The following is a 20,289-nucleotide window of genomic DNA, read 5'->3' as shown; positions in this document are numbered from 1 at the left end:
AGGTTTGACCGTAGTCGTTTGGGTATACCTAACGGGTACGGATACATAGACACAACTTAATTAAAGTATCCATAATGCTATTTGTAGAAATTATTCTGAACGTTACATACAAAAATGCTCACTTTTTGGAATCCTGAAATAGGTTAAATTGGTCTATAATCATTTGATTGGCATGCATATTATGAGGTTAGGATGGATTGGCCGGGTGAAAAAGCATTAATAAAACTAGGTGACTTAGTATCAGAAGGAACAGGTGGCGCTTTTGCTCCTTGGCAAACAAGGCGTAAAGCTCGAGCTGAAGCTGAAGCAAAGAGAGAAGAACTCTTAATGCTTGCTCAGACTGAACAAGATATTGAGGATATAAAATCTGGCAAGAAGCAATACACTGCCGATCATCAGCTAATAACTGTATGTCAGGAAGAGGAAGATGAACCTCTAGGTGGCACGACTGAACTCAAAGGTGGAAGAGTAGAGCCATATTTTGATCTTGAAGCTCTTGATAGGCAAGCTAATGCTCGTAAGCAGGCTCAAGTTATTCAGGAGGAAATAAATCTGACTAAAACGGTATTACTTGCTGAGCAAGAGTTAGAGTCTGGTAAATATGAGGCTAATGATGACCCGGTAGATCCTGATTGGTTTACACGTTGGCGTGATAGTGCAGAGAAAGTTAGTAACGAAGAACTACGAAAATTATGGGCTAAAGCTCTGGCTGGAGAGGTCACAACACCAGGCTCTTATTCTCTCCGAACATTGGAGTTTTTGAAAAATCTATCTCAATTAGAAGCGGAAAAAATCTCTAAACTAGCACCTTATGTGCTAGGGGATTTTATATATAAATCTCGTTGTCTTGAGACTAGTGGTCTAAGTTTTGGTGTCCTATTGGAGATTGAGGAACTAGGTATAATAACAGGTTTGACTGCGGGAGGTCTCAGTAAAACTACTAGGAGTCTCGACTCTGAAAACTTTGTACAGACCATTCAGTACGGCGGTAAGATACTTATAATCAAAAATGACAATCCTGAACGAACTATCAAGTTAGGTGGGTATAAAGTTACAAAACTGGGTGAAGAAATTCTGAAATTAGGAGTTTTTCCGTATGACTATAATTATCTAGAGGAGCTTGGTAACTCTTTGAAGAAACAGAATTTTACTGTCACTATGGCTGACATTTCTCGTCTCACTCCAGGTGAGGTTCATTATGTTAATGCAAGAGATTTATAGAAGCTCAAATGCGTAAATACTAACCACATTAATCAAGTTTAAGATGTACAAACTACTGGTACAAACTAACAAATTAAACTAATATTAAGTGGTTGATTTTAATTGTTTTAAACTTGGTAGCTAGCACTCGAGAGTTCGAATCTCTCACTCACCGCCACATTCGAAGCCCTAGCAGAAATGCTAGGGCTTTTTCGTTTTATCAATTCGTATTTTTCTTCTTCCTTTCCTTGTTCTTTTCGAAACGCCTATTTATATCCATCTATCTCAATTTATTTGTTGCTGTAAGCTTTAAACATAAATAGATCATCTGCCTAACGTCATTCACTGTTTGGTGTGATTCTAAGGAAAATATGAATAAAATCAGGCTACGTTGAAATCAACTTAAGTACTATTTTGTTACATTTTTCACGTCGTGAATCATTTATTTTTCATCATTCTTGTGATTTGCCTCGATTAAAGAAAATTTCATATAAATCAATTAATTGTTGAAAACAGAACCGTTATCAAAAAGACAAAAAATATTAGATAAAGTTGATCTAGTTACTCAGTTGAATAGTCCATTTGTTTGATATGATAGTGAACGAATTGTACATATATATTAAGGGAATCTATTCATGTTCCAAAACTTTACAATCAAACAAAAGATAGTGATTCCTCTATCTTTGATAATTGGATTGTTCACCGTGAGCTCAGTATTAAATGTTATGACAACGAGCAAGCAATCTGAATTAAGCGACACCTTAAATGAACAGATCGTACCCAACCTGTTCACGATTGAAGATGCGTACCGCGATCTTTACCAAGCGACTTCTGCTGTTCAAGGCATTGCCTTAGCAGAAACACAAGCAGATATTGATCATCACATTCACGAGTACAAAGACAATGCTTACAAAGCGTTGCCGCGTATGGAAAAAGTGATTGAGCTATCACGTGCGGGAGTGATGCCTGCATCACACGGTGCTGATGTGCAAAAACTGGTGACTTTAGGTCAAAAGTGGCTACAAAGTTACGAAGTGATGTTGAGCAAGCCTCAATCTCAATGGCTAAGCTACTACAACGAGCACAAGAACACGTTTGAGGAGCAATTTGTTGATGTTCGAGCCCAGCTCAATGTCGTGAAAAGTGCTATCGAAGATAAGCAAGGTGAGTTGAAGTCAGACATTTCAGCGGCGACTGCACGAGCAGAATCGATTTTAGAAATGGGCATCATCGTTGTGATCTTAGCGGCGCTTGGCATGGTGTTCCTGCTGCTACGCACAGTACTTAAACCATTAAACGACATCAAAGACGCAATGGCGCAAATCGCTTCGGGTGATGGTGATCTTAGCCAACGAATCCAAATTAATACGCAAGATGAAATTGGTCAGCTGGCCAAGGCATTTAACGAGTTTGTTTCTAAAATCCAAGCGACCGTGTCACAGGTGATTGATAGCTCAAACACGCTTCGTCAAGAGATGGCAAACTTAAGCTCGCTCACTGAGACGATTGCAGATTCGACAGTATCTCAACAGCGCGATAGCGAAGCAGTTGCTGCAGCAGTGCATGAAATGCAAGTGACTAGCCGCAATGTGAGCGAGAGTGCAAATGAAGCAGCAGTTGCAAGCCAAACCGCGAATGATGAGCTTTCTAATACCAATGTGATTTTGGAGCAAACGGTCGGCTCGATTCGTGACTTGGCTGGAGAGATCGAAAGCGCAAGCCATGTGATCAATACGCTAGATAATGATGTGAGCGATATTGCCTCTGTACTAGATGTAATTCGCGGCATTGCAGAACAGACTAACTTACTTGCACTGAATGCGGCGATTGAAGCGGCGCGAGCGGGTGAGCAAGGTCGTGGTTTTGCTGTGGTTGCTGACGAAGTACGCTCTCTTGCAAGTCGTACGCAGCAAAGTACGGGTGAAATCCAAGCTATGATTGAAAAGCTTCAGTCTGGTGCAGGGCAAGCTGTAGAAGTGATGCGTGGTAGCCAAAATAGCAGTGAAGAGACCATTCAATCTGCCGGGCGAGCAAGCGAATCTCTGGCTGAAATTCTCAATGCAATTTCACGCATGAATGAGATGAACACGCACATCGCAACTGCAGCGAGTCAACAAAGCACAGTGAGCGATGAAGTGAATACCAACGTTCAGGGTATTGCAGACAGCAGTACATCGATTGTTGATATTGTCACGCAGGCTCAGCAATCACTTGCGATGCTGTCACAACAAACTCAGAGATTGGATCAGCAAGTCAGCCAGTTCCGAGTTTAAGCTCTGATATTTGAAATTGATGCGAAACAGCCCGCTGATGTGCGGGCTCTTTTTTAGCTGATGTTTAACGTAGCTTTTCGCCAATTGGATTTAATCAATTAAATCTGGACTTGACCTCAAAACTCTGTACAAACACTCGCCGTTTTTATCATCAATTTACACACTTTTTGACCCGTCCACTTGTACACAGAAAATTGTGATTTCCAACACAATATCTTCAAATCTGAGAGTTCTATTGCACCTTTACAACAAACGCATTCGACAAGCGTATAGAAACGTAAATTTTGTTGTATGTACAACACTGGGTAATTATCATTCTAACTAATTTGTTTGGGATAAATGCATATCCACTAATCATAATCGAGCCATTCAGAACGCATTGAATTGGATATTTGTAGGGCTTGCAAAATAAGAGAGATGTTTCATGAGACGTAGAACCACGCTATCGCTGCTGATTGCATCGAGCCTGTTTATGGCGGGATGTCAACCAAGCCAAGAAGGAACTGAGCAAGGTGGTGGCGCCGCTCCCGCAACCGAAGTGAATGTGTTGACGGTTGAACCTGTTCGACAAGCTTTGACGGTTGAGTTGCCGGGCCGCAGCCGTGCATTTAAAGAGGCGGAAGTCCGCCCACAGGTAACGGGTATTATTTCAGAACGTAACTTTGTTGAAGGTGGCGTTGTGGAAAAAGGTCAGTCGTTGTATCAAATTGATGACTCTTCATTTCAAGCGGATTTGCTTAGTGCAGAAGCGGAGCTGATTCGTGCGCAAGCTTCTGAAGAATCGACGTTTGCAACCGTTAAACGTTACCGCGCATTGATTACCAAGAAATCGATCAGTCAACAAGATCTGGATGAAGCAGAAGCGGCTTACAAAGAAGCGAAAGCGCAAGTGCTCGTAGCCAAAGCGAAGATCAATACTGCAAAGATCAATTTGACTTATACCCGTGTGAAAGCGCCGATCAGTGGCGTGATCAGCAAGTCAAATGTGACTGCGGGAGCGTTGGTTACGGCAAACCAAGCCGACAAGCTAACGACGATTCAACAACTTGATCCGATCAACGTGGATATCGTTCAGTCTTCTGCTCAATTGCTACGACTAAAAGCGGCGCTTTCTCAAGGCCACATGCAAGAAGATCAATCTGCGCAAGTTGCATTGACGCTTGAAGATGGCTCGACTTACGAGCACAAAGGCACAATGAAGTTCACGGAAGTTAACGTGGATGAAAGTACGGGAAGCGTGACTTTGCGAGCGGAATTCCCAAATCCTGATGGTTTACTTCTTCCGGGTATGTTCGTGCGTGCGACCGTGATTACTGGTGTTGACCCTAGCGCGATTTTGATCCCGCAAAACACCGTGACTCGCGATGCAACAGGCAAAGCTTCGGTGATGACGGTGAGTGCTGATAATACCGTTGCGATTACGCCAGTCATTACGGCGGAAGTTATAGACAACCAATGGCGCATCATTGATGGATTAAAAGCCGGTGACCAAGTTATTACGGCGGGTTTGCAAAAGGTGCGTCCGGGTAGCCCAGTCACCATCCAAACGGGAGAGCAGGGATAATCATGGCTCGATTTTTTATTGATCGTCCGGTTTTTGCTTGGGTACTGGCGATTCTGACCATGCTTGCGGGGATCATGTCCTTGTTCAACTTGCCAGTGTCGCAATATCCAACCATTTCGCCGACCACGATCACCATCAGCGCGCGCTATCCTGGTGCTTCTGCTAAAACGGTAGAGGACTCTGTCACGCAGGTTATCGAGCAAAACATGACAGGTCTGGATTACCTACGTTACTTGTCTTCGAGCAGTGACGCTTTCGGCAATGCGACTATTACACTGACTTTTGATAGCGAAGCCGATCCTGATATCGCGCAGGTTCAAGTGCAGAACAAACTGCAATTGGCGTTGACTTCGCTTCCTATGGAAGTGCAAAGCCAAGGTATTGTGGTGAACAAATCTAACACCTCATTTTTGATGGTGGTGGCGGTTTATTCTGACGATCCAGATTTTACACAAAACGACATTGCCGACTTTGTTGTAACCAACATTCAAGACCCAATCAGCCGTGTGACGGGTGTGGGTCAAGTACAGGCTTTTGGTTCTCAATACGCGATGCGTGTGTGGCTTGACCCGTTTAAGCTGACTCAGTTCAACCTGACGGCAATTGACGTTGCGAATGCAATCAGCGAGCAGAATGCGCAAGTGTCATCTGGTCAATTGGGTGCAGCACCTGCGCAGAAAGGTCAACTGCTTAACGCGACGATTTCTTCTGCGAGTCGTTTAAGCAGTGTGGCTGAGTTCCAAAACATCATCTTGAAATCAGATGCGAGCGGTGCAAACGTTTATCTAAGAGACGTTGCTCGTATTGAGCGTGGAGCAGAAAGTTACGATATTCAAGGTCAGTACAACGGTTTGCCGGCGTCTGGTTTAGGTATTTCACTTGGTACAGGTGCGAACGCGCTGGAAACGGCGGCTGCAGTTAAAGAGCGTTTAGCAGAGTTGAGTGAAAACTTCCCAGATGGTCTGAAAGTCGCTTATCCATTTGAGACAACACCGTTTGTAGAAGCATCGATTCAAGAAGTAGTGAAAACGCTACTGGAAGCGATTGTGTTGGTGTTCTTAATTATGTACCTGTTCTTACAGAACTTCCGTGCAACGATCATCCCGACGATTGCTGTTCCGGTTGTACTCTTGGGTACGTTTGCCATTCTTTACGCGACAGGTTTCAGCGTGAATACCCTGACGATGTTTGCGATGGTTCTGGCGATTGGTTTGCTGGTGGATGACGCCATCGTTGTGGTAGAAAACGTTGAGCGTGTGATGCACGAAGACGGGCTCGATCCAAAAGAAGCAACTAAGAAATCGATGGGGCAGATCACTGGCGCGTTGATTGGTGTTGGTTTGACCTTATCGGCAGTATTCGTCCCGATGGCATTTATGTCAGGTTCGACCGGGGTAATTTACCGTCAGTTCTCGATCACCATCGTTGCTGCGATGACGTTGTCAGTGATGGTTGCGATCATCCTGACACCAGCGCTGTGTGCTACGTTACTGAAAAAAGGTGACGCTGAATTTACGGATAAAAAAGGCTTCTTCGGTTGGTTTAACCGTAAATTTGATTCGATGACCGCAGGTTATGAGGCTGGTGTAGCCAAGTTGCTAAAACGCACTGGGCGTATGTTGTTGGTGTTTGTGGCAATGAGCGCTGGTGCGGGTTGGTTATTTATGAATCTGCCGACGTCTTTCCTACCAGATGAAGACCAAGGTACGGTGTTCTCGATGGCAATCTTGCCGCCGAACTCGACTCAAGAGCAGACAGAAAAAACACTCGATAAAGTGCGTAGCTATTTCTTGGAAGAAGAAAAAGACAACGTGAGATCCGTGTTTACCGTGGCTGGTTTTAGCTTTGCTGGTCAAGGTCAAAACATGGGTATGGCGTTTATTGGCTTGAAAGATTGGTCTGAGCGCGAAGCGCCGGGTTCGGATGCTGCATCTTTGACTGGCCGTGCTATGGGTTACTTCTCAACCATCAAAGAAGCCATGGTATTTGCGTTTGCACCTCCTGCCATCCAAGAGTTGGGTAACGCAACGGGTTTTGATTTCTATCTACAAGACTCCCTGAGCCTTGGTCACGAAGCATTGGTTGCCGCACAAGGGCAATTACTGGGAATGGCAGCGCAGAATCCAAAACTAGTTGGTGTTCGTCCGAATGGCCAATCTGATGCACCAATGTACCAAGTTCATGTAGATCACGTTAAATTGCGCGCGCTGGATGTCAGCATCAACGACGTGAACCAAATCCTATCCGCCGCTTGGGGTGGTGCGTACATCAACGACTACATTGACCGTGGTCGCGTTAAAAAAGTGATGGTGCAAAGTGACGCAGAGTTCCGTATGCAGCCAGAAGATTTTAACTCGTGGTATGTACGTAATGCGCAAGGTGAAATGGTGCCGTTTTCGGCGTTTGCAAGTGGTGAATGGACGTATGGTTCACCACAGCTTCAACGCTTTAATGGCCTGGCCGCGATGAACATTCAAGGTGGTGCAGCTCCAGGTGTCAGTACGGGTGAAGCAATGGCTGAGATTGAAGCGATGGTTGAGCAGTTACCAGAAGGCTTTACGGTGAACTGGAACGGCATCTCTTATGAAGAGCGTTTGTCCGGCAACCAAGCTCCAATGTTGTACGCGTTGTCCATTTTGGTCGTGTTCCTAGTACTTGCTGCGTTGTATGAAAGCTGGTCTGTACCGCTTGCGGTCGTGTTGGTTGTACCTTTGGGCGTATTAGGCGCTGTGCTCGCAGTACTTGGTCGTGGAATGGACAACGACGTGTTCTTCCAAGTGAGTTTGTTAACCACAGTGGGTTTGGCAACGAAAAACGCGATTTTGATCGTTGAGTTCGCGAAAGAATATTACGAGAAAGGTGCAGGTCTGATTGAAGCTACACTGCACGCGGTGCGTGTGCGTCTTCGTCCAATCATCATGACGTCCTTGGCGTTTGGCTTGGGTGTGGTTCCGTTGGCAATCAGTGCTGGTGTGGGCTCTGCTGGTCAAAACGCGGTAGGTACTGGTGTGCTTGGCGGCATGATCAGTGCAACCTTGCTTGGTATCTTCTTTGTTCCGGTGTTCTTTGTTGTGGTAGAGCGTTTGTTTGATCGCCGTGCCCAAAAAGAAGAGCAGAAAGAGCGATCTCAAGAACTCGCTCCAGCAACGGAAAAGTCGGAGTAAGACTTCGTAAGCTTAACTGAGTTATACTAATAACAATAAACATAATAAAAGGGCGCGTAAGCGCTCTTTGTTTATGCTTTCAACTCGATGGTTTAATACGCCACCGATTTTGAATCAAGCCTAGGAAGAGCGATCACGTTTCGAATTCCTCATAAAAAGGTCAGAAAGCATAACATGAAGCCATAAGTTAAATAGGCGGCTATGAAAGAGCAAAAAATTTCACCAATCTCCGTTTTGGATCAAAGCCCAATGTTTGTCTCTGGGGTGATGCAACGGATGTATCGCAACCGAGCACAGGCAGAGTTATGTCGTCAAAATCAGATGACCTTAGAGATGGCCAGTGCGTTGGCAGCGTTAGAAGAGTTTCAGCCCATGAGTCAACAAGCGTTAGCCGATGCCGTTCTGACCGAACGAAGCGTTGCAAAGCGCATGGTCGATAACTTGGAAAAACGTGGTTTTGTGTGCGTTTCGAAGAGTGAGGCGAACCAACGACTGAAAATGCTCAGTTTGACGAAAGAAGGTGAAGTAACGATTAAGAAAGTTCATCAAATAATGAAGAACTTGCAGCGCGAATTCTTCTCTTGTTTATCAGAAGATGAGTCGGCAGAGTTTTTTCGTTTGGTAAGGAAAATGACATTAGCCAATCATTCGTAAGCGTCTTCTCTGCGTTAAATCTAAGCCTTTTTGTAAAGCCTCAGCTATGTTCTGAGGCTTTTTTATATCATTTTTCAGATTAAACCGTACGATTTTAGAACCACAATACCGAATGTGCAGGTGACGGTTGAAAGCACTGTTGTCAAAGCAATAATGTTGGCTGCCAGTACCGCATTTCCTCCCATTGAACGGGCCATGACGTAACTCGCTGCCGCAACGGGTGAGGCGTTCATGAAGAATAAAATCCCCAATTCAACACCTCGAAAACCAACAAAATACGCGCCTAACGTGATCAACACTGGGGCAACAATCAACTTGTAACTGCTTGCAAACCAAGACGGGCCTTTTTCCTTTCTCATCAAACTAAAATCCAACGACCCGCCTGTACATAACAATGCGAGCGGCAACGTCATTTTCGACAGATAGTTACCCGCATCAATGACTACGTTTGGAACCGGAATCGACAACAAGTAGAAAAGCATACCTAAAACGATGGAGATGATAAGCGGGTTCTTGGTCAGTGTTCTTCCCATCATTTTTGCTGCTTGAGAGGCAGACGTAGCGCCTTTGGGTGATAGGCAGATCACCGCTTGAACGTTGTAGATAAAGGTGGTGATGGCGACATAAAGAGCAGCTAATGCGACACCCTGTGAACCATAAGCATTAGCAACGTATGCAATGCCGATAATGCCAGTGTTGGCGCGAAACCCACCTTGAATCAACACGCCCTGATCGGGAGAAGATTTAAACAGAACAGAAACGGACATGTAGGTGAAAATAAAAAACAGAATGCTCGCGACTACGCCGTAGTTGATGAAACCACTGGCGGCAGAAAAATCATGCTCAGAAGCCACAATACTGACAAACAACATGGCTGGCAGCGTGACCTTAAAAACCAGCTTAGAGCCAATTTCAATAAAGTTATCGTTGATGAGACCAAACCGTTTAAAGATAACGCCAAGCACCAACATTAAGCAGATGGGGCCGGTGATCGACAAAGAGAATTGCAACTGATGTAAAACAGAATCCATGTAAGTATCCGCAGCAAAAAGAAAAAAGTCATTATTGTTTCGCTATTAAGCCACAAACTAGGGGGCGGTGAATAGGGAAGCGATGAAATTTTATTCTTATGTTGATTAGGATGTACGTTGCATTCCGATATGAGCCTAATATCTCAGTTTGACCAAGCTCGACTGGTCGAAGGTTGCATATATTGGTTTACTACTCCGACTTATCGCACTGGAGATAAAACAGAACTCCAGCGCAGACAAGTGAAATGAAGTTGAGCCGTGCTCATTCCTTGTGCGGCTCTGGTGGTGATAAATAGGAGTCCATCGATGAAAAGTAAACACAACAAAACCGTTCTATGTGCATTTGTTTCTGGTTCGGTATTTGGTGCTGTTCTCGTTATCGCAATGTCCTTGCCGATGTAATCGGGCAAATTTTCACACACTGCATTTTCTTCACATTGGGATTGAGCATTGTCTTAGTCCCTGTTAGCTTAAGACGCATGAACTTATTCTTCACACCTTCATCATCATACTTTTTCTGGTGGCGCTCTATGTAGAGCGGCGCGGAATTCTTACATTCTTACGCTGCTGGAAGGTAGCGAAGAGTGTCTTGTCTTTTTATCTCCAGTAGCGATCTATTTTGACTAGGAGATAACCATGAACATCAAAGAAACGCATCAACAACGCGAAATCATTCTCACGGGAGACCGAGCTACAGGGCCTTTACACCTTGGTCACTACGTCGGTTCGTTACAACAGCGTGTGGCATTACAATCGGAGCATGACCAAACCATTCTGGTCGCCGATATGCAAGGCCTGACCGATAACGCGCACAATCCTTCAAAGGTATCTTCGAACATTCTAAACGTAGTCGCAGATTACCTTGCAGTTGGCATCGACCCCATTCAAACCACTATCTGTTTGCAATCTCAGCTGCCAGCCCTCGCAGAATTGACGATGTATTACAGCAACTTAGTTTCAATTGCTCGCTTAGAGCGTAACCCAACCGTAAAAAATGAAATTCAAAGCAAAGGTTTTGAGCGTTCAATTCCTGCAGGGTTCCTGACTTATCCAATTTCTCAAGCCGCTGATATAACGGGTTTTCGCGCGACACTTGTTCCGGTTGGGGATGATCAATTACCAATGCTTGAGCAAACGAATGAAATCGTGAGAAAGACTAACCACCTTGGCGGACAAGAGATCCTAAAAGAGTGCCGTCCGTTGCTTAGTGATGCGCCACGTTTACCGAGTACTGATGGCAAAAATAAAATGTCGAAAAGCATGGGCAATGCCATTAACTTAGGGGCGACTGAAAAGGAAATCTCAGCTGCAGTAAAATCCATGTACACCGACCCAAGCCATTTGCGCATCGAAGACCCTGGTCAAGTAAAAGGCAACATTGTGTTCACTTATCTCGATGCTTTTCACTCCGACAAAGAGTATGTCGAGCAACTCAAAGCGCACTATCGCCGTGGCGGGCTAGGAGATGGAACCATGAAAAAAGTATTGGAAGAATGCCTTCAAGAAATGCTGCGTCCGATCCGAGAGAAACGGGCGTTGTATTTGAACGACAAAGCGCAACTTATTGAGATTCTTAAACATGGCAGCCAAGTCTCTCGAGAAAAAACAGAACAAGTTTTGTTCGATGTTAAGGGGGTATTTGGCTTGAACTTGTTCTGAAATAGGTTCGGGAGCACAAAGTAAAAAGGCACGAAAGCTAACCTGCTACGTGCTTTTTTGTATGCGCACCTTATGAAGCAAAGAACTCGCGACGAAAATTCGCTATCTCTTGTTGATAGTAACGCTGCCAGTCAGATTCAGACCAACTCGCGTGGCTGGTGGCTCTTTGCGTTGCCAATCTGGATTCGAGCTGTTTTAGCTCGGTTTGATAACTGCGAACTTGCTGCTTTTGTTTTGCTATTTGTTGTTCACGAGTGCGGATTTGTTTTCTTTCTTGTTCAGACAGATAGTTTTTCTGCAACCCTTGAATCAACGCTTTTCGCTCGATCCCTTTCATACTTACAGGGATCAGAGCCACCGCTCGTTCATATTTTGTTTGGTTGCTGTCTAACCCCAAGGCGTTTTCGTTCCCCTGCCATTCGGTGATTAAATCCTCGAATGCTTTCACGTAATCTTGAGCCGATACGGCGTCAAGTTGCTCGGCTTGTAAGCTGAAATCATAAAGTGCGAACTCATCGGCGAAAATAACCTCAGCGAGCTCTCCCCAAATCTTTCTCGCTTCGGATTTTAATCGTGCGACACGAGAGGCGAGCGGTTGCTGCTCATCAAACAACAAATTGCCAACGCTTTGCTGCCAAAGACCATCGAGTTGATGGTAGTTCGCTAACAAATTAAAACGATCTGAAGACAAATCTATAGCTAGTTCATTAAGTTTGGATTCGCAATTGAGCTCGGACATACAGGTGTGCCAAAACGTCTCGATTTCTGCTTTCAATGCTCGACCTTTAGAGCGGTTTAGTCGCTCTGCAAGATCTTGAGTCTCAGTGGGCATGTTGTCTGATTTTGACTTGGACTTTTGTGTACTGCTTTGGCGCTGGGGTGGCGTCAAATCACTATCAACCAATGCGATTGATTTATCCTGCAACTCCGAAGAAAGCTGCGTTAATTGATCGCGCTCGTCGACATTGACTGAAAACCAAACTATGCCCGCCAAAACGGCGGACACAGTGATTAGTAAGCTAAGCTTCATGGCTTGATCACGGCGCTGACAGGGAAGTGATCCGACAGGTTGTAATGTTTCCACAACCCCTCTGCCGTTGAACGTGGAACATCAACGCGGTTGTCGTTAAACGATTTCACGCCATATTCGTTGCTCACCATGACGTAATCGAGGTATTCCACATTTTCGCCACCAGATAGCGCTTCGCCTGCGAAGTTATTGATACGAGGGTCGAACGTAGACGCTGTATAGCCAGAGTATTGAGGCTCCATCGCACTTAGGTTTGCGATCATCTGCTGGTAATCTCCAGGGAACTTCAGCTTGTTTACATTAAAGTCACCACTGTACACGACCGTTTCGTTGTTCGGAATGTTGAGAGACTGCGCCATAGTGCGCATTTGTTGAAATTGACGCTGACGATACTCACGCGCTGTATCAGTATCGAAAGATGCGGTATGTGTAGCAAAAACATGGTAGGCCTGACCACCTTTGATGATCTCTGCGTAGTTTACGCCTTTATCAGCGAAGCAATCGGTACCCGAACAATCTGGGAACACGTATTGTGCCTCGTTGACGATAGGGTAACGACTCACAATGATTACGCCTCCGTCGTAAACGTTGAAGCCTTCTTTATTCAACATTTTCGTTTGATATGGGTACTCTTTTGCAAGCTCACGTAAAAATGCATCACGACCACTAGCAAAAACCTCTTGCAATGCCAGTACGTCATAACCTTTTACGTAATCGGGGATTAACTCGTAACGCTCACCAATATGCGACGCAATCGCAGGCAAGGCCCAAATGTTGTAAGTCATCAATTTGAGATTTTGCTCGTTGTTATCGACGGCTTCAGCCACTTTGCTTGGTGTGACGGTGTAGTACAAATCGTCATAACGCGCGGTTCTATCGGAGTTAAACGCTAGCTCTGCACTGCGAGAGCCAAACGCCTCCGTGTTTGAGCGATGAATCGTGCGATCGTCTTTTAATGCCAAGTTCACGTCGGCGGCTGACAAACCGTATTCAATGGTTGAGTTGTACCAATGTCCTTCCATGACTTGGTGGAGTGTAATGCTTTCACCTTGCGGGTTAGATACGACAGTTTCAAAGCGATAGTTTTGACCCGATTTCACCCCTTCCCAACGATTAAAACTCAGTACGGGCTTTGTTTCCCAAGGGCCTAATACTTCTACGTGTTGCTGCCATTCTTCTCCGTATTGCAGCAAATCACTGCCATTGTGTTTGACCTGAATGGTTAATGGTTGGTCTGAGTTATTGGTGAGGTATACGTCCGTATCAGCCAAGCTCGGCAATGCTACTAAAGTGCTCAGCAAAAGACTCCACTGCGAAAATTTCATCTTGTTTATCCATGATTTGTGTTAGAGCAATCATTCTTATTTATAAATGTTACTCGAGCGTTAAAGATGGATGACAGCTTATGGTTCGATGAAAATAGTTCGCTACTTGTGACCTTGGTTCTAACTGAGTTGTAAACAAAATGAAGTTACAGGCGCGGTTTATACAGATGGAGAGGTAGGTTGAAATGGTGAGATTTAAAACAAAAAAGCCAGACTCACATCTGGCTTTTTAGTGACGGTTTAGCACGGCTAAGCAGGTATACCACTGTGGAACTTGAAGTCTTCGTCGGGGGTTGAAATCAGCTCAGCTTCGATACGGCCGAAGTATGCAATACGCTCGCTGATATCTTTGCCTGCAATCTGCTCAGCCAGTACAAGGTAGTCTTGATAATGGCGTGCTTCAGAGCGGAGTAGGGAAACATAAAACTTAGCGATGTCTTCATCCATGTGCGGCGCAAGTTTAGCGAAACGTTCACATGAGCGAGCTTCGATGTAAGCGCCGATAATGAGCTTATCGATAAGCGTCTCAGGCTCATGAGTCTTCATGTGTGAAATCAGCGTTTTTGCGTAGCGGCTTGCGGGAATGTTTTTGTATTCCACGCCACGGCTCTCCATGATTTCCAGTACTTGATAGAAGTGATGTAATTCTTCTTTGATCAAGAGAACCATTTTATCGATCAGATCTTGGCTATACGGCGAATCCGATTTTGCCATGATGGCTTTCGAAATATTGCTCTTACCTTTTAATGTCTCTAATGAGCCGATTTTTCGGTAAGCGAAATCTTCATACGGTTTGAACCAGTCAAGTAAGGCATGTGAACTGTCTTTATCTACTGCGTATTTGCGGATCAAGAACATGGCTGACTGACCTGCTTTCAGCTCGCACAGTAAGTGATCCAATAAAATGGTTTGCAAGTTTTCTGGTTTCTTTGCTTCTTCAACCCATTCGTTGGGTGTGCTGCATTGCAGAAATTGATTGATAGGAGCAAGAAGATCTTGATAGGCGTCGAGATTAATCATTTTATTTTTAGTACGTTACGTTCAAATTTGGTTCATCCAGAGCATAAGTAAAACGGAAATCTGGATAGAAAAAAGGCTGCAAACGCAGCCTTTAATCGGATAGGGCGAAAAGCTGGTGGGGATATTACCACTTTTTCTTCTCGCCGAAGAGTGCTTCCATGTCGTTGTCACGCTCTTTGTCTGCCATTTGCTGCATTTCTGCATCGCTTTTGTCTTGGCGTTTTTTGTCTAAGTCGCCAAGCATCTCTTCAAGCTTTTGTTTTGCTTGGATGGAGTACGGATCGCTTTTTGTACTCAGCGCATCGATACCTTTGCGAAGCAGTTGTAACGCAGTGCCCGGTTGGCCGCGAGCAATGGAATCGTTCGCTCGCTTAATCACGTTTTCGATGTTGATGCGAATTTGCATCGTTTCCAAACGCGCATTTTCGGTTACGTAAGTCTGGGTGTCTAATCGGCCTTTGTTGTGCTCGTTTCGAACGGTGTCACGCAGGCGCTTAACCAGCTTAAGCATCACGATGGCTTGCTTATCGCTGCTTGGCATTTTGAAAGAGGTACTTTCACCAGTCGGACCGTTTTCTTTTAGCTGTCCGATTTGCTGCTTCATATTCTCTATGCGTTGAGTGAGCTGCTTATTTTTCGGGTCAAGCTCATGCATGCTTTCTAGTGCATCAAGAATACGATTGTTTAGGCACAGCAGAAGCTCCTTACTAAAAGGAATATGGTGTGCGTGACCAATCAGTTCTTCAGTGCCATCAATAAGTGCAACATAGCGTGCCGATTCCTGCCTTTTGGCGGTTTCAACTTTAACCTTGTATTGCAACATGATGTTATAGCCTAGGATTAATACCAGTAGGATGGCTACCAAAGCGATTATTAAACCAATATTCATATCTTTGCGTCTGCTTTTACTTTTCTACGGCTAGCGTTCAAGAATACATGAATCTTATCTTACTCGGCACCTTATTTGTTTGATTATTTTGCCTCACCCACGTTTTCGTTACTGATAGAACCAACATCACTAAAATCGATGTTTTTATAAGCTCAACATTGTGCATATTGTTTCTTTGCTTAAGGTTATCAGCTATATGTTAGAAATTACTGTTCATTTCGTTGTGATCGCGTTATAACTAATCATTATATCGCTCGTAAGAGCGGTCAATTTAGTTATGACATTATTATCTCGTGAATGAGTAAGGGATTACGATGAAACTGCAGCAGCTGAAGTACATTGTTGAGGTTGTGAACCATAACCTAAACGTTTCTGCGACGGCAGAGAGTTTATACACCTCTCAGCCTGGTATTAGTAAGCAGGTTCGTTTACTAGAGGATGAGCTGGGAATCCAGATCTTCGAACGAAGTGGTAAACATTTAACGCAAGTGACACCAGCAGGTGAAGAGATCGTACGTATTTCCCAAGAAATCCTTGCTCGGGTTGAGAGCATCAAAGCGGTGGCGGGCGAGCATACTCACCCTGAAATGGGCACGTTAAATATTTCAACAACCCATACTCAAGCGCGCTATGCATTGCCTGATGTCATCAAAGGTTTTACGGCACGTTACCCGAAAGTGTCTTTGCACATGCATCAAGGTACGCCTTCTCAAATGTCTGAAGCGATTGCAAAAGGTACAGCCAACTTTGCGATTGCGACAGAAGCTCTCCATCTTTACCAAGATGCTATCATGTTGCCTTGTTACCACTGGAATCGCTCTATTGTAGTGCCCAAAGATCATCCGTTGGCGAAGAAAGACTTAGTTACTATTCACGATTTAGCTGCTTATCCTTTGGTGACTTATGTGTTTGGATTTACTGGTCGCTCTGAGTTAGATACGGCCTTCAACCGTGAAGGTTTGACGCCGCGAGTCGTGTTCACTGCAACCGATGCGGATGTGATTAAAACGTATGTGCGCATGGGTATCGGTGTTGGTGTGATTGCGAGCATGGCCGTCGATGAAGAGCAAGACCGCGATTTGGTTGCTATTGATGCGAGCCATTTGTTTGGTGCAAGTACAACAAGTATTGGTTTCCGCCGTGGCACGTTCCTGCGTTCTTACATGTTTGACTTTATGGAGCGTTTCGCACCGCACTTAACGCGCCCTGTTGTAGAACAGGCGATTTCTCTGAAGTCGAATGCTGAAATTGAAGAGATGTTTAAAGACATCGAGCTTCCGGTAAGATAACACTTCATTCAAGTTACGATTCCCCCTACAATCCATCCCAAATTGTAGGGGGAGCTATGCAAACGCAATTTCAATTTATTAATGACTGCTTAATTGAGCATCAACCATTATGGCGATTCGAGCCATTTCAAAGCAGCATTCAACCATCATTACCTTGGCAGGAAACACACCCTCAGCTTTGCCAGTGGTTAGAATCGCTTTCTCCCTCACAAATAGAAACTCTCAAAGCTGACCCAGACCTTGCGTTGGCTGAAATCAGTGTGCTTTTGCCAGATTTACCATCCTTACTTAGGCATACACAGTTAGAGTCGATGGCATTAGATGGCCTAGCGCTAGAAAGAGGGTTAGACAGTGGAATCCCAGGGCGCAAGCTAGAACAGATCACGGCGATGGGAGAGGCAGCGATTCGATCTCATCAAGGTGAGGAATGGTTAGAGTGGTGCTCGGGTAAAGGATATTTAGGTCGGATCTTAACCACGCAAACCAATCAACCAGTGACCAGTTTTGAATATCAACAAGCGTTATGCGACTCCGGCCAACAAGCCGCGAATGAACATCATTGGAAAATGACCTTTATCCAAGGTGACGCGTTTGATCCTCAAACCAAGGCAGTATTCAAACCGACGCAACATGCTGTCGCACTGCATGCTTGTGGTGACCTTCATGTTCGGTTGATGGAATATGGAAGTGAAGCCGGCATCGCGGCGATGACGATTTCACCTTGCTGTTATCATTTGATTCAAAGCGAGACGTACCAAGCGTTATCCCAATCAGTACGAGCGTCTGAACTCATTTTGTCTAAGCATGAACTGCGCATTCCATTGCAACAGACGGTGACAGGCGGTGAACGTGTGCGTCGCCATCGTCAACAAGAGATGGTATTCAGGCTTGGTTTTGATTTACTGACACGTGAGATTTTGGGAGTTGATGAGTATCAACCCGTGCCAAGCATTCGAAAATCACAGTTAAGTGATGGTTTTGAGGCATTGTGTCTCTGGGCTGCGAAAGAAAAAGGTATCGAGATTAACCAAGCGATTGACTTTGCCGAGTTTGAAAAGCGGGCAATAAAACGTTTTTGGCATATGGAAAGAATGAGCTTAGTGCAACTGGTTTTTCAGCGATCTTTGGAGATCTGGCTCGCATTAGACAAAGTGCTTTATCTTGAAGAACGTGGTTATCGTGTTAGATTGGCAGAGTTTTGCCCTAAATCAGTTACGCCGAGAAATATTTTAATTTGTGCATATAAGAATTAGTTATTTTTTATATCTAAATCGACTATATGAAAAAGCCCACTTTATTGTGGGCTTTTGTAAACAAAACGTGACAAAATTGCTTAACTTTGTTGTTAGTTGAACATAGCGATAGCTTGTTCAGGATCTACATATTCAAGGTCAAAGCTTTCTGCGACTTCTTTACAAGTGACTTTACCGTGAATCACGTTTAGACCTTCTAGGAAGCCTTTGTCTTCCAGAAGAGCTTGTTGATAGCCTTTGTTTGCAAGTTTCACAATGTAAGGGAGAGTGGCATTATTCAATGCGAAAGTTGAAGTACGTGCAACTGCACCAGGCATGTTTGCTACACAGTAGTGAACGACATCATCAACCACGTAAGTAGGCTCGGCGTGTGTTGTCGCGTGAGATGTTTCGAAACAACCACCTTGGTCGATAGCTACGTCAACGATTGCTGCGCCTGGCTTCATCTTAGCAATATGCTCTTTTGTTACCAGTTTCGGAGCTGCCGCGCCTGGGATTAGAACTGCACCAATAACAAGGTCTGCTTCTAGAACATGCTTCTCGATAGCGTCTTCTGTAGAATAAATGACTTTCGCTTGGCCTTGGAATTCTTCATCCAGTTTACGCAGAGTGTCTACGTTGCGGTCAAGAATTGTTACGTCTGCGCGAAGGCCAACAGCCATACGAGCTGCGTTTGCACCAACGACACCACCACCAACGATAACGACTTTAGCAGGCTCAACACCAGGTACGCCGCCAAGAAGCAAACCACGACCACCGTGTGATTTTTCTAACGTTTGCGCACCCGCTTGGATAGACATCCGACCTGCCACTTCTGACATTGGTGCTAACAGTGGCAAACGACCCATATTATCTGTTACAGTCTCATAGGCTATACAGACAGCTTTGCTCTTGATTAGCTCATCAGTTTGTGGAAAATCTGGTGCTAGGTGTAAATAAGTAAATAAAATTTGCCCTTCGCGGAGCATTGCTCTCTCAACTGCTTGGGGTTCTTTTACTTTTACTATCATGTCTGCTTGCGCGAAAACGTCTGCAGCATGAGGGAGAATGGATGCGCCGACGGCGATGTAATCATCGTCTGAAAAACCAATGCCGGCACCTGCATTGGTCTCAACTAAAACTTGGTGGCCATGTGAGATGAGTTCTCTCACGCTAGCAGGGATCATACCCACACGGTATTCGTGGTTCTTGATTTCCTTAGGTACGCCAATGATCATCCTGTATCCTCTTTCTATAATGGTTGTAAAAACTATTTGTAGGGTGTTATTGTCGAATTTGTAACTAGTATAGTTATAGGTTTGTAAAATTTGGCACCAAATATTAAAAAGTTGTAGTATATTTTTTTGCAAGGAAGTAATAAGGTGGAATAAAAAATGGCAGACAACTATAAAAAGCCGTCCAAGGAACTAGACCGTATCGACCGCAACATTCTTAATGAACTGCAGAAAGACGGTCGTATTTCAAACGTTGAGCTTTCAAAACGTGTAGGACTTTCTCCAACGCCATGTTTGGAGCGTGTGCGTCGCTTAGAGCGTCAAGGCTACATCACAGGATATACTGCGCTACTTAATCCGCAGTTCCTAGATGCATCACTACTGGTATTCGTTGAGATTACGTTAAACCGTGGTGCGCCAGATGTGTTTGAACAGTTTAACTCAGCTGTTCAAAAGCTAGACGACATTCAAGAGTGTCATCTAGTTTCAGGTGACTTTGACTATCTTCTAAAGACCCGTGTATCTGATATGGGTGCTTACCGTCGACTACTTGGCGATACGTTACTACGTCTACCTGGCGTAAATGACACTCGCACCTACGTAGTTATGGAAGAAGTGAAACAATCTAACCAGCTTGTGATTAAAACTCGTTAATTTCTTGCAAAGAAAGCGGTATATGCTTCCGCTTTCGCCATAGAGTAATTGGGTTTTTCTCTTTGATATG

The 20,289-nt window shown here is 44.6% G+C and carries 15 protein-coding genes; 9 read left to right on the top strand and 6 right to left on the bottom strand.

Features of this window, described 5'->3' with window-relative positions; all coding sequences use genetic code 11:
• The first annotated feature begins 192 nt into the window (after positions 1 to 192).
• The 5 genes from ACF8CV_RS15310 (at position 193) to ACF8CV_RS15290 (ending at position 8,855) form a co-directional block, all read left to right on the top strand.
• Positions 193 to 1,221 (top strand): DUF2806 domain-containing protein, encoded by a 1,029-nt coding sequence (locus ACF8CV_RS15310; RefSeq protein WP_138938440.1) that lies wholly within the window; start codon positions 193 to 195, stop codon positions 1,219 to 1,221.
• Between the two features lie 614 nt (positions 1,222 to 1,835).
• Positions 1,836 to 3,473 (top strand): methyl-accepting chemotaxis protein, encoded by a 1,638-nt coding sequence (locus ACF8CV_RS15305; protein ID WP_023585416.1) that lies wholly within the window; start codon positions 1,836 to 1,838, stop codon positions 3,471 to 3,473.
• A 424-nt stretch (positions 3,474 to 3,897) separates the two neighbouring features.
• Entirely contained in the window at positions 3,898 to 5,037 is a 1,140-nt protein-coding gene (gene vmeA, locus ACF8CV_RS15300; RefSeq protein WP_017448300.1) for a multidrug efflux RND transporter periplasmic adaptor subunit VmeA, read from the top strand.
• Positions 5,038 to 5,039: 2 nt separating this feature from the next.
• Positions 5,040 to 8,201, top strand: a complete 3,162-nt coding sequence (vmeB, locus tag ACF8CV_RS15295; RefSeq protein ID WP_138938439.1) for a multidrug efflux RND transporter permease subunit VmeB — start codon at positions 5,040 to 5,042, stop codon at positions 8,199 to 8,201.
• A 201-nt stretch (positions 8,202 to 8,402) separates the two neighbouring features.
• On the top strand, positions 8,403 to 8,855 hold the full coding sequence (locus ACF8CV_RS15290) for a MarR family winged helix-turn-helix transcriptional regulator (protein ID WP_020903997.1): 453 nt from the start codon (positions 8,403 to 8,405) through the stop codon (positions 8,853 to 8,855).
• Between the two features lie 74 nt (positions 8,856 to 8,929).
• Here the strand turns inward: ACF8CV_RS15290 and ACF8CV_RS15285 are convergent, their stop codons facing one another.
• Positions 8,930 to 9,886: an AEC family transporter gene (locus ACF8CV_RS15285; protein WP_138938438.1), complete on the bottom strand. Its 957-nt coding sequence runs from the start codon at positions 9,884 to 9,886 to the stop codon at positions 8,930 to 8,932.
• A gap of 636 nt (positions 9,887 to 10,522) precedes the next feature.
• On the opposite strand from ACF8CV_RS15285, the gene trpS reads away from it, so the two are divergent.
• The gene (gene trpS, locus ACF8CV_RS15280; RefSeq protein WP_138938437.1) at positions 10,523 to 11,545 is read left to right on the top strand and encodes a tryptophan--tRNA ligase; all 1,023 of its coding nucleotides are present in this window, start codon (positions 10,523 to 10,525) and stop codon (positions 11,543 to 11,545) included.
• Positions 11,546 to 11,615: 70 nt separating this feature from the next.
• On the opposite strand, the gene ACF8CV_RS15275 is transcribed toward trpS, so the two are convergent.
• From ACF8CV_RS15275 to ACF8CV_RS15260, 4 genes are all read right to left on the bottom strand, one after another.
• Positions 11,616 to 12,575 (bottom strand): chromosome partitioning protein ParA, encoded by a 960-nt coding sequence (locus tag ACF8CV_RS15275; RefSeq protein WP_171055979.1) that lies wholly within the window; start codon positions 12,573 to 12,575, stop codon positions 11,616 to 11,618.
• Positions 12,572 to 13,900, bottom strand: a complete 1,329-nt coding sequence (locus ACF8CV_RS15270; protein WP_138938435.1) for a sphingomyelin phosphodiesterase — start codon at positions 13,898 to 13,900, stop codon at positions 12,572 to 12,574. The genes ACF8CV_RS15275 and ACF8CV_RS15270 overlap by 4 nt, the downstream gene beginning before the upstream one ends.
• A 249-nt stretch (positions 13,901 to 14,149) precedes the next feature.
• A complete protein-coding gene (locus ACF8CV_RS15265) occupies positions 14,150 to 14,920 on the bottom strand; it encodes a tRNA isopentenyl-2-thiomethyl-A-37 hydroxylase MiaE (protein ID WP_005459884.1) in 771 nt (256 codons plus the stop codon).
• A gap of 124 nt (positions 14,921 to 15,044) precedes the next feature.
• Entirely contained in the window at positions 15,045 to 15,809 is a 765-nt protein-coding gene (locus ACF8CV_RS15260) for a hypothetical protein (protein ID WP_005459911.1), read from the bottom strand.
• Between the two features lie 314 nt (positions 15,810 to 16,123).
• Here ACF8CV_RS15260 and cysB point away from each other — a divergent pair, with 314 nt between their 5' ends.
• Both cysB and ACF8CV_RS15250 read left to right on the top strand, forming a co-directional pair.
• A complete protein-coding gene (cysB, locus tag ACF8CV_RS15255; protein ID WP_005459882.1) occupies positions 16,124 to 17,098 on the top strand; it encodes an HTH-type transcriptional regulator CysB in 975 nt (324 codons plus the stop codon).
• Between the two features lie 56 nt (positions 17,099 to 17,154).
• Complete coding sequence (locus tag ACF8CV_RS15250) at positions 17,155 to 18,351, top strand: methyltransferase (RefSeq protein ID WP_138937414.1); 1,197 nt, start codon at positions 17,155 to 17,157, stop codon at positions 18,349 to 18,351.
• A gap of 92 nt (positions 18,352 to 18,443) precedes the next feature.
• Here ACF8CV_RS15250 and ald read toward each other — a convergent pair whose 3' ends face one another.
• Entirely contained in the window at positions 18,444 to 19,568 is a 1,125-nt protein-coding gene (gene ald / locus ACF8CV_RS15245; RefSeq protein ID WP_005459904.1) for an alanine dehydrogenase, read from the bottom strand.
• A 156-nt stretch (positions 19,569 to 19,724) separates the two neighbouring features.
• On the opposite strand from ald, the gene lrp reads away from it, so the two are divergent.
• Positions 19,725 to 20,219 (top strand): leucine-responsive transcriptional regulator Lrp, encoded by a 495-nt coding sequence (gene lrp, locus ACF8CV_RS15240; RefSeq protein WP_005378234.1) that lies wholly within the window; start codon positions 19,725 to 19,727, stop codon positions 20,217 to 20,219.
• Positions 20,220 to 20,289 lie beyond the last annotated feature (70 nt).

The sequence above is a fragment of the Vibrio sp. zbq_1 genome, from assembly GCF_043102935.1.
In the GTDB taxonomy this organism is placed as follows: domain Bacteria; phylum Pseudomonadota; class Gammaproteobacteria; order Enterobacterales; family Vibrionaceae; genus Vibrio; species Vibrio parahaemolyticus.
This window is presented reverse-complemented; position numbering and strand designations above follow the sequence as displayed.